The organism is Arcobacter sp. s6 (assembly GCF_040884245.1).
Lineage (GTDB): Bacteria > Campylobacterota > Campylobacteria > Campylobacterales > Arcobacteraceae > Aliarcobacter.
In genome coordinates this window covers 51,431-67,671 of the sequence record NZ_JBEVTN010000022.1, presented here as the reverse complement: position 1 = coordinate 67,671, position 16,241 = coordinate 51,431, and the positions used below count along the sequence as shown (strand labels likewise).

At 27.4% G+C, this 16,241-nt stretch carries 17 protein-coding genes; 12 read left to right on the top strand and 5 right to left on the bottom strand.

What is annotated here, in order from left to right:
- The first annotated feature begins 121 nt into the window (after positions 1-121).
- The 4 genes from ABVS04_RS13825 (at position 122) to argH (ending at position 3,528) form a co-directional block, all read left to right on the top strand.
- Positions 122-304: a hypothetical protein gene (locus tag ABVS04_RS13825; protein WP_368031348.1), complete on the top strand. Its 183-nt coding sequence runs from the start codon at positions 122-124 to the stop codon at positions 302-304.
- 73 nt (positions 305-377) lie between these two features.
- Positions 378-812, top strand: coding sequence for a hemerythrin domain-containing protein (locus ABVS04_RS13820; RefSeq protein WP_368031347.1), 435 nt, complete (start codon positions 378-380; stop codon positions 810-812).
- The gene (locus ABVS04_RS13815) at positions 813-2,081 is read left to right on the top strand and encodes a hypothetical protein (protein ID WP_368031346.1); all 1,269 of its coding nucleotides are present in this window, start codon (positions 813-815) and stop codon (positions 2,079-2,081) included. It begins immediately after the preceding gene.
- A 58-nt stretch (positions 2,082-2,139) separates the two neighbouring features.
- Positions 2,140-3,528, top strand: a complete 1,389-nt coding sequence (gene argH, locus ABVS04_RS13810) for an argininosuccinate lyase (RefSeq protein ID WP_368031345.1) — start codon at positions 2,140-2,142, stop codon at positions 3,526-3,528.
- A gap of 43 nt (positions 3,529-3,571) precedes the next feature.
- Here argH and ABVS04_RS13805 read toward each other — a convergent pair whose 3' ends face one another.
- Positions 3,572-4,480 carry a chemotaxis protein CheV gene (locus tag ABVS04_RS13805; protein ID WP_368031344.1) on the bottom strand — a complete coding sequence of 303 codons (909 nt, stop codon included), beginning with the start codon at positions 4,478-4,480 and terminating at the stop codon, positions 3,572-3,574.
- A gap of 60 nt (positions 4,481-4,540) precedes the next feature.
- Positions 4,541-5,191: a ThiF family adenylyltransferase gene (locus ABVS04_RS13800; RefSeq protein WP_368031343.1), complete on the bottom strand. Its 651-nt coding sequence runs from the start codon at positions 5,189-5,191 to the stop codon at positions 4,541-4,543.
- A 61-nt stretch (positions 5,192-5,252) separates the two neighbouring features.
- Here ABVS04_RS13800 and greA point away from each other — a divergent pair, with 61 nt between their 5' ends.
- Genes greA through nth form a run of 6 tightly spaced genes read left to right on the top strand, consistent with a single transcriptional unit; the run spans position 5,253 to position 10,593 of the window.
- Positions 5,253-5,741 (top strand): transcription elongation factor GreA, encoded by a 489-nt coding sequence (gene greA, locus ABVS04_RS13795; protein ID WP_368031342.1) that lies wholly within the window; start codon positions 5,253-5,255, stop codon positions 5,739-5,741.
- Positions 5,738-6,742, top strand: coding sequence for an N-acetyl-gamma-glutamyl-phosphate reductase (gene argC / locus ABVS04_RS13790; protein ID WP_368031341.1), 1,005 nt, complete (start codon positions 5,738-5,740; stop codon positions 6,740-6,742). The genes greA and argC overlap by 4 nt, the downstream gene beginning before the upstream one ends.
- Entirely contained in the window at positions 6,732-7,430 is a 699-nt protein-coding gene (locus tag ABVS04_RS13785) for a metallophosphoesterase (RefSeq protein WP_368031340.1), read from the top strand. The genes argC and ABVS04_RS13785 overlap by 11 nt, the downstream gene beginning before the upstream one ends.
- Positions 7,427-7,960, top strand: coding sequence for a hypothetical protein (locus tag ABVS04_RS13780; protein ID WP_368031339.1), 534 nt, complete (start codon positions 7,427-7,429; stop codon positions 7,958-7,960). Before ABVS04_RS13785 ends, ABVS04_RS13780 begins: the two co-directional genes overlap by 4 nt.
- A gap of 15 nt (positions 7,961-7,975) precedes the next feature.
- Entirely contained in the window at positions 7,976-9,949 is a 1,974-nt protein-coding gene (uvrB, locus tag ABVS04_RS13775; RefSeq protein ID WP_368031351.1) for an excinuclease ABC subunit UvrB, read from the top strand.
- Positions 9,946-10,593: an endonuclease III gene (gene nth / locus ABVS04_RS13770; RefSeq protein WP_368031338.1), complete on the top strand. Its 648-nt coding sequence runs from the start codon at positions 9,946-9,948 to the stop codon at positions 10,591-10,593. The genes uvrB and nth overlap by 4 nt, the downstream gene beginning before the upstream one ends.
- A gap of 21 nt (positions 10,594-10,614) precedes the next feature.
- On the opposite strand, the gene ABVS04_RS13765 is transcribed toward nth, so the two are convergent.
- Positions 10,615-11,025, bottom strand: coding sequence for a hypothetical protein (locus ABVS04_RS13765; protein ID WP_368031337.1), 411 nt, complete (start codon positions 11,023-11,025; stop codon positions 10,615-10,617).
- 80 nt (positions 11,026-11,105) lie between these two features.
- Here ABVS04_RS13765 and ABVS04_RS13760 point away from each other — a divergent pair, with 80 nt between their 5' ends.
- Complete coding sequence (locus ABVS04_RS13760; RefSeq protein ID WP_368031336.1) at positions 11,106-12,698, top strand: FAD-dependent oxidoreductase; 1,593 nt, start codon at positions 11,106-11,108, stop codon at positions 12,696-12,698.
- An 85-nt stretch (positions 12,699-12,783) separates the two neighbouring features.
- A complete protein-coding gene (locus ABVS04_RS13755; RefSeq protein ID WP_368031335.1) occupies positions 12,784-14,754 on the top strand; it encodes a TonB-dependent receptor in 1,971 nt (656 codons plus the stop codon).
- A gap of 8 nt (positions 14,755-14,762) precedes the next feature.
- Here the strand turns inward: ABVS04_RS13755 and ABVS04_RS13750 are convergent, their stop codons facing one another.
- Positions 14,763-15,989, bottom strand: a complete 1,227-nt coding sequence (locus ABVS04_RS13750; protein ID WP_368031334.1) for an HD domain-containing protein — start codon at positions 15,987-15,989, stop codon at positions 14,763-14,765.
- Positions 15,986-16,126, bottom strand: a complete 141-nt coding sequence (locus tag ABVS04_RS13745) for a hypothetical protein (protein WP_368031333.1) — start codon at positions 16,124-16,126, stop codon at positions 15,986-15,988. The genes ABVS04_RS13750 and ABVS04_RS13745 overlap by 4 nt, the downstream gene beginning before the upstream one ends.
- Positions 16,127-16,241: the final 115 nt, after the last annotated feature.

The window sequence follows — 16,241 nt, the reverse complement described above, 5'->3', positions numbered from 1 at the left end:
AGATTTAGAACAAATCATTCATATGCTCAGAGTTTACACTAAAAAACAATTAGGTTTTATGTGCGAAAGTTGAGTTAATAATAAATATAAAAGTGTATAATAATTAAAAAAGGAAGATAAAATGACTGCACAAGATAAAGAGTTAGCACAAATACATGATTCAATAGTTGATGATGTTAGGGCCTTAGTTGATAAATATATGTCAATAGTAGGTTGGGATGTTCCTGAAAATAATGAAGAAACTGCAAAAAGTAAGATTTTATACATAATAAAAGATGCAATAGATGAAATAGCAGAAAAATAAGTATTGATTACTATCAATTAAATATTTTTTTAATTTACTTATAATACAAAAAATATATTATAAGGCACACATTATGAATACAATATCATCTTTTTTAACAACAGATCACAGAGCTTGTGATGAAGAGTTTGCAAACTTAGAAAATGCAGTAGCATTAGATAATTGGGAAGATTCACAAATAAAATTAAATAAATTTATTTCAGATTTATTACATCATTTTGATATGGAAGAAAAAGTTATGTTTCCCAGATTTGAAGAGGTAACAGGTATGACTCAAGGTCCTACAATGATTATGAGAATGGAACATGATCAAATGAGACAACTTCTAAATGCACTGCAAGAAGATTTAGAAAAAAAAGATAGAAATCATTTCTTTGGTGTAAGTGAAAGTTTGATGATGTTAATGCAGCAACACAATATGAAAGAAGAACAAATGTTATATTCAATGGCTGATATGCGTTTAGGATCTTTTGTTGAAGAAGTTATTAAAGATATGAAAGCTTTATAAATGTTTAATCAAGGTTTGAGTTTAGATCAAGCTCCACCAATTTCTGTACCTTTTAGATTTTTTTTAAGTGCTCCAATTTTTGGAGTGCTTATTAGTCTTGCTTTTTTCTTTTTACCTTTTTCTGAAATATCAAATCAATATTCTCATCTAGCAATTGGTGTTATTCATCTTTTTACTCTTGGAATATTATCAATGATAATATTTGGAGCAATGCAACAAATGATGCCAGTTTTAGCAGGTGCAATTATTAAAAAGCCTAGATTATTTGCAAATATAGTTCATCCAAGTTTAGTTTTTGGAACTTTATTTATGAGTTTTTCTTTTATTTTTGGAATAAAAATGATGCTTCATATTGGAGTATTATTTTTAGCAATTTCATTTTTAACTTTTTTTATTTTCTCAATTAAACTTTTATTTAAAGTAGAATTTTTAACAAGCACCGTAAAAGCTATGAAACTTTTTTCTCTTGCTGGATTTATAACTTTAATTTTAGGTTTATATTTAGCAATAGGACATATGAGTTCAAATATAGGTGAACATCACTATGCTTTTTTAAGTATGCATATTCTTTTTGCTTTATTTGGTTTTGCTCTTTTGATTATTATGGGAGTTTCTTTTCAGGTAATTCCTATGTTTTACGTTGCACTTGATTTTCCAAAATTTATACAAAATAAAGCTCCTTTGATATTATTTACTTTGTTATTTGTATCGACTATATTTTTATATTTTGGTATTAATTTTTTAGTATTAAAAGTTTTATTTGTAGGATTAATTATCTCTTATTGTTTTTATGCCTTAAAATCTCTAAACAATAGAAGAAGACCTGTTTTTGATGTGACTTTATGGTATTGGAAATTTTCTTTAATTGCTTTGGGAATATCTATGATTATATGGCTATTTGATATTTTTGAATCAAATTATATTTTAGCTATCGTTTTTGCTTTTGGATTTTTATATTCATTACTTCAAGGCATGGTTTATAAAATTATTCCTTTTTTGGCATGGTTTCATTTAAATTCAAAGGGTTATTTTAAATTACCAACAATTAGAGAGTTTATAGAAGAAAGATATATAAAAGCACATTTCTTTTTTCATGTTTTTTCTTTGTTTTTTTTTATAGGAGCTTATTTTGAAAATAGTCTTATTTATATGGCTTCATTTTTATTTTTAATCTCAAATATAATCTTTTTTATAAACGCATTAACTGCCATTAAAAAATATTCAAATATAGCAAAAACTGACCCTATGGATTTCTCTTCTTTTAAATAATATCACTTGTGTTATAATGTTGCCTAATTTTTAGGTACATTATAATTTAGGGAACCAAATGGCAAATCAAAACAATCAAATTTTAAAAAATACAAATGCACAAATACTAGATGAGTTTAATGCTTCAATTATGTTTGATAAAGAGCTTTATGCTCAAGATATCAAAGGCTCAATAGCTCACTCACAAATGCTTTGTGAGCAAGGTATCTTAACAGCAGATGAACAAAAAGCAATTGAAACAGGACTTTTACAAGTAAAAAATGAAATTGAAAGTGGAGAATTTAAATTTTCGCTAGCATATGAAGATATTCATATGGCTGTTGAAAATAGACTAACTGAAATAATAGGAGAACCAGGTAAAAGACTTCATACAGCAAGAAGCAGAAATGACCAAGTTGCGACTGATTTTAGACTTTACGTTCAAGATAAATCATTAAGTATTAAAGCTCAACTAAAAGAGCTAGTTGAAACTTTTGTAAATGTTGCAGGAATTTATACAACTACATTAATTCCAGGTATGACACACTTACAGCATGCTCAGCCTCTTAACTTTGGTTATCATTTATTAGCTTATGCAAATATGTTTAAAAGAGATTTTGAAAGATTTGAAAGCTCATATGAAAGAAATAACTATTGTCCCCTAGGAAGTGCTGCACTTGCAGGAACTCCTCATAATATAAATAGAGATTCAACTTCACAAAAATTAGGATTTATTTCACCAACTATTCATGCTATGGATACAGTTTCAGATAGAGACTTTGCACTTGAAATCTTATTTAATATCTCTACTTGTATGATGCATATAAGTAGAATCTCAGAAGAATTAATTTTATGGTCATCTTATGAATTTCAATTTGTAAGAATGAGTGATGAATATGCAACAACAAGTTCAATTATGCCACAAAAGAAAAATCCAGATGTTCCTGAACTTTTAAGGGGGAAAACTGGACGTGTATATGGAAATCTTATTTCACTTCTTACTGTTATGAAAGGTTTACCACTTGCTTATAATAAAGACACTCAAGAAGATAAAGAGGGTGTTTTTGATTCAGTAAAAACTGTTGAGATTTCAATTTCTATTTTAAATGAAGTTATAAAAACAATGATAGTAAATACAGAAAAAATGGAAAATGCTTGTAAAATAGGGCATTTAAGTGCAACTGATTTAGCAGATTTTTTAGTTCAAAAACAAAATATGCCTTTTAGAACTGCATACTATATAACAAAAGATGTAGTTGCTACTGCAAACTCTTTAAATAAAGATATTAGTGAGCTAAATATTGAAGAGATTAGAAGTGCTTCTAATGAATTAAAAGATGTAAGTGAAGAGATTATTATGTATTTAGATTTAAGAAATTCAATGAATGCTAGAAATTCGTTTGGTGGAACATCATCAATGCAAACTGAAAGTCAAATTAAATATTTTGAAGAATGGTTAAGCAAATAGAAGGAAAATAAGATGAGTTTTAGCTCATCTTATTTTTTCAGTTTTAGTGAAGTAAATGTCTTTTTGTTAATTCAAAAAGAGTAGAGATATCAGTTTTCCCAACAAATCCATCAACACCAATTTTATTCATTTTGCCTCTTACTGCATCTGTTGTCATAGAAGAGTTTACAATCACAGGAATATGTTCAAACTTTTTATTATTTTTTACATAAGAAGCAACTTGATATCCATCAGTTCCTGGCATTTCTATATCTGTAAGTACCATTCCAATATCATTTGGATTTAATTCTTCAAGTCTTTTAATTAAAAGTTCACCATTTGAGTATATTTCAAATCTTACACCAGTTTGTTTAAAGAATTTATTTAAAACTTCCCTTGCAACTCCTGAATCCTCAGCCGCTAAAATTACTTTAGAAGACTCAAGTTTTGCATCTACATATTTTCTAACTTCATCTTCTCCATCATTTGTCCAATGAATATCTCTCAAAAGTTGTTCAGCATTAAATACAGTACAAAGTTCATCTTTATTATTTACTTTTACATAAGTTGTATATGTTATTTTAGAATTAGTTTCTTCAGTATGTCTTAACTCTTGAGTGGTTTTTTCAACAATATCTATCATGTCTTTTACTAAAAAACCTATTTTTTTATGATTGAATTCACAAAATATAATTAATTTATAATCTTTCACTTCAAGAGCAGGTAGTCCAAGCCATGCATCAAGATTAATTAAAGTTACAGGTTCACCTCTAATTGTTGCAATTCCTGCTATTACATTTGTATCTCTTGGCGTATCATTTATTGCCACTTCTTCAGTTATAATAAAAGCTTTAACTTTTGCTATATTAATTGCGTAAATATTTTTATGACCAGTGTAAAATACAGCTAATTGCTGAACATTTCTTAAATGTGCTTGAGTCATTTGTTCAACACTACCACTAATACCGCTCATGTGAATCCTTTTTGTATAAGTTAATTATTATATATCTTTTAAACTTTAAGAAACTTTAAGTTATTTTTTGAATTTCTTGATTAATTTTTGCACTGTAACAGAAGCCATCATTAATCCAAATGAAGCTGTAACACCCTCAAAACTACCTTTTTCTAAACACATTGGTAATTCAGAAGAAAAAATTACTTTAAACTTTTTTTTGAAACCTTGTGATTTTAATTCAGTTCTTATTTTTTTTATAAATGGGTCATTATATGTATCCCAAATTGATATATATTCAATCTTAGATGGATCAATTCTTTTTGCTCCACCACTTGTACTTATTATTTTTGTAAAATGTTTTTTAATTAGGTGCACTTTTGGCTTAACATCATCAATAGCATCTAATATATAATCATAAGATGAGAAATCAAAATTATCAATCCATTCAGGTGTGATTTTCACATGAATTGCTGTAACTTCAGGATATTTTTCTTTTAAAGCTTCAACTTTTATACGTCCAATATTACCATGACTTCCTAGTTGTCTATTCATATTTGATTCTTCATAAGTATCAAAATCAACAATAGTAATATTTGTAATTCCAGTGTTGTATAAGGCATCTAATGCAAAACTTCCAACACCACCAACTCCTAAAAGTATTAGTTTAACATCTTTGAATTTTTCGAAGACATCCTCACCAAACAGCTTTTTTGTTCTATCATATTTCATCTAAACTTCTCTTTTACTATTTTTTGGTATTATATCATAAATTAAATGATGGGAGATGTTGATGGATAAAGAACCAATGACACTAGCAGGATATAATAAAATTACAGGAGATTTAGAGTTTCTTAAAAAAACAGAAAGACCTGAAACTGTAATTGCTTTAGATGAAGCTAGACAATTAGGAGATCTAAAAGAGAATGCAGAATATCACTCAGCAAAAGAAAAATTAGGATTAATTGACTCACAAATAGCAGAGTTAAATGCCGTTATTTCAAAAGCTGTGATTATAGATCCTTCAACACTACCTCATAATAAAGTAAGTTTTGGTTCAACTGTATCTTTGGTTGATTTAAAAACAGATGAAGAGTTCACTTATACAATAGTAGGAGGAGTTGAGTCTAATGCAGAAAAAGGAATGATTTCTTTTAATTCTCCATTAGCAAAACAACTTATGGGAAAAGAAGAGGGTGATGAAATAAGAGCCACTCTTCCAGGTGGTGTTAAAACTTTTGAGATATTAAATGTGTATTATAAGGAGATAGAACTATCATGAATGTAGCAATTATAGGAGCTAGTGGTTACACTGGTTTAGAATTAATTAAAATTTTAATAAATCATCCAAAATTTAATATCTCTTATGTTGCAAATTCAACGGGAGATATAAATGTTCAAGATTTACATCCTTGTTTAAAAAGTGTAATAAATATTGATGTAGAGTTAGCAAATGCTAGTGAAGTTGCAAAAGTTGCTGATTTAGCATTTTTAGCACTTCCTCATAAAACAGCTATGGCTTTTGCAAAAGATTTAATAGCTTTAGGTGTAAAAGTTGTAGATTTAAGTGCTGATTATAGACTTGAACTTGAAGCTTATGAGAAGCACTATTGTGAACACATAGATAAAGAAAATATTAAAAATGCTGTTTATGGATTGCCTGAATATTTTAAAAATGATATTAAAGATGCAAAATTAATTGCAAATCCAGGATGTTATCCAACAGCTTCTTTATTGGCTCTTTTACCATTTATTGATTATATTGATACTGATGCTCCTATTTTTATTGATGCAAAATCAGGGGTTAGTGGAGCTGGAAAAAATCCAAGTGATACAACACACTATTGTCAAATAAATGATAATGTTCATGCTTATAATCCTTTTAAACATAGACATATGCCAGAAATTACTGAAAAAGTAAGAATTCTAAAAGGTAAAGAAGTATCAATTAATTTTGTTCCTCATTTATTACCATTAACAAGAGGAATGCTTGTATCTGTATTTGCCACATTAAAAGAAGATATTGATGTAAATGAAATTTTGAATAATAGATATAAAGATAATGAATTTATTAGAATTAGAAATAAACCAGTTGATGTGAAATCAGTTGCAGGAACAAACTTCTGTGATTTATTTACTGCAAAAAATGGTAAAGCACTTTTTGTAAGTTCCGCAATTGATAATTTACTAAGAGGTGCATCTTCTCAAGCAGTGGTAAATGCAAATATTATGTGTGGATATGAAGAATATGAAGGAATACCAAAAATAGCCTATGTACCTTAGTATAAAACAAGGCGCTATTTTTGTAGCTGATTCTCACTACAATCAAAAGAATAAACAGTTTTTATTATTTTTGAAAAAACTTGAAAATAAAGAAATAAAAACAACTCAACTTTTTTTGATGGGAGATATGATTGATTTTATCTCAGGTGAAAGTAAATATTTTATAAAACAAAATAATGAAATACTTGAACTTTTAAATAAATTATCAAAAGAACTTGAGATAATTTATTTAGAAGGAAATCATGATTACAATCTAAAAACTCTTTTCTCCAATATCAATGTAATAAAAAGAGAGAATCAACCACTTCTTGGAAAACTTAATAATAAAACAGTAAGTATTTCCCATGGAGATAATTTTATAAATTGGAAATATGATTTATATTGTAAATTTATTAGAAACAGTATTTTTTTGCAATTTATGAATTTTATTGATATAAACTTTTTTATTTCAAAAAAAATTGAAGCTAGTTTAGTGAAAAAGAATATATGTCACAAAATAAATAATTTTAAAAAATTAGTTGAAAAAAGATTAGAGAATTATAACACAGATATAGTAATAGAAGGGCATTATCATCAAGGTGAAACTTTTTACATTAAAGAGAAAAAATATATAAATATCCCATCTCTTTGTTGTCAAGAACAATACATAATAATTAAAAATTTAGACTTCATAGGAGAATCTATATGAGTATAACTTTAATTGGTTTTATTATAATAATTATTTTATTAATAGTTATAATAGTTTATTTATTATCAATTAATAAAAATATCAAAGAAAACAAACAATTAAAACCCAATGGTATGAATGAAATTGAATTAGAGAAAATCGAACTTCCAAGAAATATAGAGCAAATGAATCCTGACTCTTTATTAAAAGCTACTAGAGTTATTTTTGATTCTTATAAGTCTTTAGATTATGTAAGTAAGGGGCCAAACGTATTAGATAAAATAGAATGGCATACATGGCAAGTATCGATTCTTTTGAGTTTTCTAAAAGGAAAGAATAGACTAATAGGTGTAAATACAAATGAAAAAATATTTCATGAAAATATCTTAGATTTAAATTATTCTCAAATTGATCATGAAATAAAAAGAATCATTAAGAAATATATAGATAATGTAAATATACAACAAGATAGAGATAGTCTAAGTAAAGACGTTATTTGGTCTGTTAGAGATGTTTCAATTATCTTATATGAAATTATGTACAATAATTAAATTAAAGGAGATCCAATAGCAAAGTTTGAAGTAGTAAGTGATTATGAACCAGCTGGAGATCAACCTGTTGCCATAAAAGCTTTAAGTGATTCTATAAATGCAGGAAATCAATATAATACTCTTTTAGGAGTAACAGGAAGTGGAAAAACATATACAATTGCAAAAGTAATTGAAGCAACTCAAAAACCAACTTTGATTATGACTCACAATAAAACTTTAGCAGCTCAGTTATACTCAGAATTTAAACAGTTTTTCCCAAACAATCATGTTGAATATTTTATCTCTTATTATGATTATTATCAACCTGAGGCTTATATTCCAAGATCTGATTTGTTTATTGAAAAAGATTCATCTATAAATGAAGAGTTAGAAAGATTAAGACTTAGTGCTACGGCTTCACTTTTATCTTTTGATGATGTTATTGTAATAGCTTCTGTTTCAGCTAACTATGGTTTAGGAAATCCAGAAGAATACAAAGCCATGGTTCAGCGTGTTGAAGTTGGTTTTGAATATTCTCAAAAACAGTTTTTATTAAAACTTGTGGAAATGGGTTATAAAAGAAATGATAAGTTTTTTGATAGGGCAGATTTTAGAGTAAATGGAGATGTTATAGATATCTTTCCTGCTTATTATGAAGATGAATTTATTAGAGTTGAGTTTTTTGGTGATGAGGTTGAATCTATCTCAAAACATGAATATATAACAAATAATAAAACAAAAGATTTAAATGAAGTGATTATTTATTCTGTTAATCCCTTTGTTGTTTCAAATGATAAACTTGCAAATGCCGTAAAACAAATAGAAGAAGAGTTAGATGAAAGATTGGATTATTTTACAAAAGAGCAAAAATTAGTAGAATATCAAAGGCTAAAACAAAGAGTAGAGTTTGATTTAGAGATGATAGAAGGCACAGGAATGTGCAAGGGAATAGAGAATTATGCAAGGCATTTAACAGGTCAAAAACCTGGAGAAACTCCATATTCACTTTTAAACTATTTTGAACAAATGGGGAAAGATTTTTTATTAGTAGTTGATGAATCTCATGTATCACTATCTCAATTTAGAGGAATGCACGCAGCTGATAGAAGCAGAAAAGAGGTATTGGTTGATTATGGATTTAGACTTCCAAGTGCTTTGGATAATCGTCCGCTTAAATTTGATGAGTTCATAAAAAAAGCTCCTCATTTTGTATTTGTAAGTGCAACTCCTAATGAACTTGAATTAAATATGAGCTCAGTTGTGGCAGAACAAATCATTCGTCCAACAGGACTTCTTGACCCTATAATTGATGTAGTTGATAGCGAATTTCAAGTGGAAAAACTTCACGATGAAATCAAAAAAACAGTTGCTCGTGATGAAAGAGTATTAGTTACGGTTCTAACTAAAAAGATGGCAGAAGAGCTGGCTTCTTATTATGCAGACTTAGGAATAAAAGTAAAATATATGCATAGTGAAATAGACGCCATTGAAAGAAATCAAATAATTCGAGAATTAAGACTTGGAACCTTTGATGTACTTATTGGAATCAATCTTCTAAGAGAAGGTTTGGATATTCCAGAAACTTCACTTGTAGCTATTTTAGATGCAGATAAGGAAGGATTTTTAAGAAGTAAAACTTCACTTATTCAAACAATTGGCCGAGCTGCAAGAAATGAAAATGGAAGAGTTATTTTATTTGCAAAAAAAATCACAGCTTCAATGCAGTTTGCAATTGATGAAACAAATAGAAGAAGAAAAATTCAAGAAGATCATAATACTCTTCATGGAATTACTCCAAAATCAACAAAAAGAAAACTAGACCAAAATCTAAAACTAGAAGAGTATGATGATGTTGCATGGAAAAAAGATAAGCTAGAAAAAATGCCAGCAAGTGAAAGAAAGAAAATTTTAATAGAGCTAAATAGGCAGATGAAAAAAGCGGCCCAAGACTTAAATTTTGAAGAGGCTATTAGACTAAGAGATGAAATTGCTAAGGTTAAACAGATATGAAAAAAGCAACAAAAGCAGATATAGAAATCATAAAACAAGCATTTGTCGAAAAATACAGTGATGCAGTTACAGAGCTAAGTTATAGAAATGATTATGAGTTATTAATCGCCATCATACTTTCAGCTCAATGTACTGATAAAAGAGTAAATATTATAACTCCAGCACTTTTTCTTAAATATCCAAGTGTAAGAGAATTGGCAGTGGCTGAGCTTGAAGATGTAAAAGAGCTTTTAAAAACTTGTTCTTTTTTTAATAATAAAGCAAAAAATATTATCAAAATGGCCCAAAGTGTACTAAGTGATTATGATGGTGAAATTCCCCATGATCAAAAAAAACTTATGAAACTAGCAGGGGTTGGAAATAAAACTGCAAATGTTTTTATGATTGAGTTTGAAGGTGCAAATCTTATGGCTGTAGATACTCATGTATTTAGAGTTTCCCATAGATTGGGCTTAAGTGATGGAAAAACAGTAGATATAACAGAGGCTGATTTGGTTAAAAAACTAAAAGGGCATGATTTACATATTTTTCATCAAGCAATGGTTTTATTTGGAAGATATATTTGTAAAGCTGTGAAACCTGAGTGTGATAACTGTTTGTTTCCACAAGTTTGTAAGACTAAAAAGTCTTTTAAACCTGCGTAAATAAATAGAGTAAAGAAGAGTTTATCTTTGATAACACTCTTCTTTTAAGTCTTTAAAGTTTTTGAAGATATAGCTATCCTCTATTTTATTTATCTCCACATTTGAAACTGTACATAAAAATTCTTTATTTTCTTTACTTATAATATATGTAAATTTATAAATAAATTTTGTTTTTGAACTTACTACTTTATTATTTTGTAATTCTGAAGTTAATTCATTTATGGTGATATTTTTTTCTTTTTCATATTTTTCTTTAAACATATTTGGAAAAAACTCTTCTTGTTTATTTTCATAAGATATGTACGCAATTGAAGTTATTAGAATAATCACTAGAAGAATTATGAATTCTTTTTTTTCAAATTGATTATTAACTTTATAAAGTATAAGTGTTACTATGATAATAAAAATAGCGATACCAAAAATTATTTGCATTTTATTCCTTTTTATTTATTTTTATTATATCCTAGCTTAACAAAAAGCTTTTATTAAATACCTTATAAAAAGGCTGAATTATGCAATTGAATCAAAAAAATTATGATATTGTGATTATTGGTGGTGGAGCTGTTGGAAGTGGTATTTTACTTGATGCAACCCTTAGAGGTTATAAAGCTATATTATTAGAAAAAAATGATTTTGCAAGTGGTTCTAGCTCTAAAAGTTCGAAATTGGTTCATGGAGGAGTAAGATATCTTGAAAAGGCTATTAAAGATCTTGATAAAGCTCAATATGATTTAGTAAAAGAGGGATTAGAAGAAAGGTATGTTTTTTTAAAGAATGCTTCTTTATTATCAAAAAAAATCAAAATAAATATTCCTATTTTTTCGTATATAAATTTTTTCTATACTTGGATTGGACTTTTACTCTATAAAATAATAGCTGGTAAAAAAAATATAGGAAATAACTCTTTTATAAATAATGTATTAAGTTCTTTATATTTCCCAAATTTAAAGAAAAAGAGTTTAAAAGGATGTTTATCTTTTTATGATGGAAGTTTTTTAGATAGTAAAATGGTTATTGCCTTGATTCAATCATCAGTTAAAGAAGGTGCAATTGCAAAAAATTATTGTGAAGTTATAGAGTTTTTATATTATGAAAATCAAAAAATAAGTGGTGTTAGATATTTCGATAAAACAGAAAATAAAACTTATGAAATAGGCTGCTCTTGCATAATAAATGCAACAGGAGCAAATGTAGATAATATGCGAGTTTTAGATGATAAAGATTCAAAAGAAATTTTAGCTCTAAGTAGTGGAGTTCATATAGTTATTTCAAAAGACTTTTTATTTTCAGATGAAGCCTTGTTAATACCAAATACTAGTGATGGAAGAATTATTTTTATACTACCTTATTTAAATCATTGCTTAATAGGAACAACAGATAATAAGTGTATTTATGATGAAAATATAAATGCAAAAGATGAAGAAATAGAATATTTATTAAATGAAGTAAATAAGTATTTTATTAAATCTTTAAAAAAAGATGATATTTTATCTGCTTGGAGTGGAATAAGACCACTTATAAAAAGTAACACTAAAAATAAAACAGAACAAATAGTTAGAGAATATGTTATAAAAATTTCTAAAAATGGCTTAGTGTCAATTGCAGGTGGAAAATGGACAACTTATAGAAAAATGGCTGAAGATTTAATGGATTTTTTATTCGAAAAAAATTATTTAGAGAAAAGAAAAACATGCCAAACAAAACATTATAAATTATTTTCAAATGATATAAAATACTCAAAATTAGAAAAGCTAATAAGTTTTTATCCAATTACACAAGAAACAAAACAATCTTTAATAACACTTTATGGCAATAGTGCAACAATAGTATTAAATATAGCAAATGAACTTAATAATTTTGAGTTAATCAATGAAAAACTACCATATTTAAAAGCTGAAATTATATATTGTTTAGAGTATGAATTTGTTAAAAAGCCTATAGATTTTTTAGTAAGAAGAACAGGCCTTTGTTTTATAAATAAAAAAGCTGCGTTAGATTGTGTTGAAACTGTATGTAGTGAAATGGGTAAACTTTATAATTGGGAAAATGAAAAGATAAAAGATGAAATAAAAGAATGTAAAGATTATATTTATAAGAATTTCTAATAGTTAACAAAATTAAATAAGAATTAACAAATAATTAACAGCCCTTGGAGATAATTCATAAATTTATTAATACAAGGTAAAATTTATGAAGAAAATCATCTCTTTATCACTTATAACTACGGCTGTTATACTAAGTGCAAATGAAGTTCAAAATTTAGAAACAATAAGTATCGTTGAAACTGCGAATTCAAAGATAGTAAAAGATGTAAGTAATGAGCAAATAAAAAGTGGAGATTTAGCTGAGTCTCTAAGTAAAAATGTCCCTTCTGTATCAATTGTGAGAAGAAGTGGAATTGCAAATGATATTATTTTAAGAGGGCAAAAAAAAGATAATATCAACATAATCCTAGATGAAGCAAAAATCTATGGAGCCTGTCCAAATAGAATGGATCCTGCAACTTCTCATGTTTTATCAAATAATGTTAAAAATGTAAAAGTAATCGAAGGTCCTTATGATGTTGAAAATTTTGGAACATTAAGTGGTCTTGTAAAAGTAGAGACAAAAGAACCAACAAAAGACGTACATGCAGAAGTAAATCTAGGAGCTGGAAGTTTTGGTTACAGAAAAGCTAGTGCGACTGTAAGTGGTGGAACAGATAGATTTAAATTATTGGTTTCTACTTCAACAGAAACTAGTGATCAATATAAAGATGGAAATGGAAATAATTTTTCTGAACAACAAGTTTTAAGTGGAATGTCAAGCGCTAATCGATATATTAATCCTAGTGTAGATGCATATGAGAAAAAAACACTTTTAACAAAAGGTCAGTTTAATATTAATGATGATTCTGAAATAAAACTATCTTATACAGGAAATAGAAGTGATGGTGTTTTATATCCAACAGGAACTATGGATGCTGATTATGATGATTCAAATATTTATACAGTTGGATATACAGCTAGAAATTTAACAAGTTTTTCAAAAGAATTAAATCTAGATTATTATTATTCAAATGTTGACCATCCTATGAGTACAAAACTTAGAACTAATGGTGCAACAAATTATATGACAGCATTTTATAAAACATCTATTTGGGGAACAAAATTAAAAAATAGTATGGAAGTTGCTGATTCTTTAGTGACAGTTGGATTAGATACAAGTGTTAGAAACTGGAGCGGAAAAAAATATTCTACAAATATTGCTACAGGTATTGCTGGTGCTTCTACGATAAGTTTAGCTTCAACGGATACAACAAATAAAGCTATTTTTGCAAAAGTAGAAAAATCATTTGGTAAATTAGATTTAGAATTTGCTTCAAGATATGATTATTCTGATGTTGATTCATCAAGTGTTTCAAATGATGATAAGAAATATGCTGCTTTAAATGCAAATGTTTTTGGTATTTATAATGTAGATGAAAATATGAAATATTTTGCAGGAATTGGAAAATCTGCTAGAGTTCCTGATGCTAGAGAACTTTATGATTCTACTTATGGTAATTCAGATTTAGATCAAACACAAAATTATGAAATAGATTTAGGATTTGATAAAACAATTGGGGCCTTTAATATTAGACCAAAACTTTTTTATTCTGTGTTGAAAGATTATATCTATAATTCTAGTACTACATCAGCAACAAGTAAATTTGAAAACCTTGATGCTAAAATCTACGGTTTAGATATTTCTGGATTCTATTTTATGACAGAAAATTTCTCACTTGATTATGGAATGGCTTACCAAAGAGGTAAAAAAGATGGTGATTACACAGATAAAGATTTAGCTGAGATTCCACCATTAAAAGCAAATTTAGCATTTAATTATGAGCAAGCAAAAGCAAAATATACAGCAGAAGTTGTAGCTGTTGATAGCTGGGATAGTTATGATTCAAGTGCAAAAGAACAAGAATTATCAGGGTATGCTGTATTTAACCTAAAATATACAAATCAATTACATAAAAATATTGGTTTAACTCTTGGGTTAGATAATTTATTTGACAAAGTATATAACTCAACAAATACTTATCAAGATATTACATATGCAACAGTTAGTTCTGAAAGAGTATTATTCAATGACCCAGGAAGATATGGATATGTAAATTTAAAATATAGCTTTTAAGCTATATTTTAATCAAACTCCATTCGAACTTGAGTTTGTCCAGTTGTTCCAAATTCATAGTCAATTTGTGTAGCTATGGCTTTGAAATCAATTCCTTGAACTGTTTTTAAACCTTTTAAAATCTCTTTTTTCCCACTTATTAATTCTTTTGATTTTATTCCATGTGATATAGACAAACTAGCTTCAACAAATGCTGATAATTTATCACATTGTTTTAATGCAAGTCCATCTATTGCATTGTATCTATCTGAATTATATTTTGATACATCTTCTACAATTTGAATTTTATCTTCATAAATCTTATTTTCAAACTCTTCTTTTACACCATCATAAAGTCCAAGTATATAAGAAAATTCATCATGTAAAATATCTGGAATATTTGGAAGAATATCATCTTCTATTTTTTCAATTTCATACTCAGCTATAATGTCTGACAACTCATCTACACAATATTTAACAGGAGTGATAATATCTCGTGTTAGGGCTTCAGGTAAGTCATGAAATAGGGCTGTGAAAAAATTGTTTTGTAATCTTTTATCACAAGCATTTACTTCAATAGAGAAGAAATATCCAAAAATAGCAACTGTTAACATATGCCCTAAAACGGAAGTTTCAGGAACTCTTGGTGTTTGTGCCCATCTTTTCTGAAATCTTAATCTTCCACTTAAATCTATAATTTTTGTTAATTTTTTATTTAGAGCAATTTTTCGTACTCCTATTAACTCATAATAATCTTCAATTTCTTCATCTACACTTTTTTTAACATCTTCAATATCATTTAAAAATTGACTTGTTTGATATACAATTGAAAATTCCCATTTAGTAGCTAAGTATGAAGCAGCTTTTAGAATAAATCTCTCTTTTTTATATATTTGAGGATTCTCTAAATACTCTTGAAATTTTTGTAAAAAGTTTCCATTATCTATATCTTTTAATGAAGGAGTAAGTTTTGATATAACCCATGAGTTAATTTCTTTTGATTTTTTTTGTAAGGCTTTTCTAAAAACATCAGGTCTTATATCCGTTACAACAACTCGTCTCAAGAATTCAAATATTCCAGCTTCTATTAAGTGAGTATAATTTATATCTTTTTCAAGTTTGGCAATAAAATATGCAATTATAAACTTGTGTGCTTGTTTATCAAGTTCAACTAGTTCAACCATTCTTGGATAGTCATTCCATCTTTGAATTGAAGCTGAAGTAAATATGTAATCTATAATTCTTGGATTTATCAATTTTTATCCTTTGGTTCTGCAGGCTCTTTTAGATTTTTCTTATCTTTTTCTGAGTCATCAAAAAACATCATTTTTTTACCAAGTAACATCAAAGATACAATTACAAACATCATCAAATAAACTTGCCAATCACTCATATATATGCCTTTTACATTTTCTTTGATTATCACATAATATTGATAAATAGGCACTTATAATAAAATTAAAAATTTGTTGATGCAAAAACAAAAAACAGATGTATAATTTCGAAAA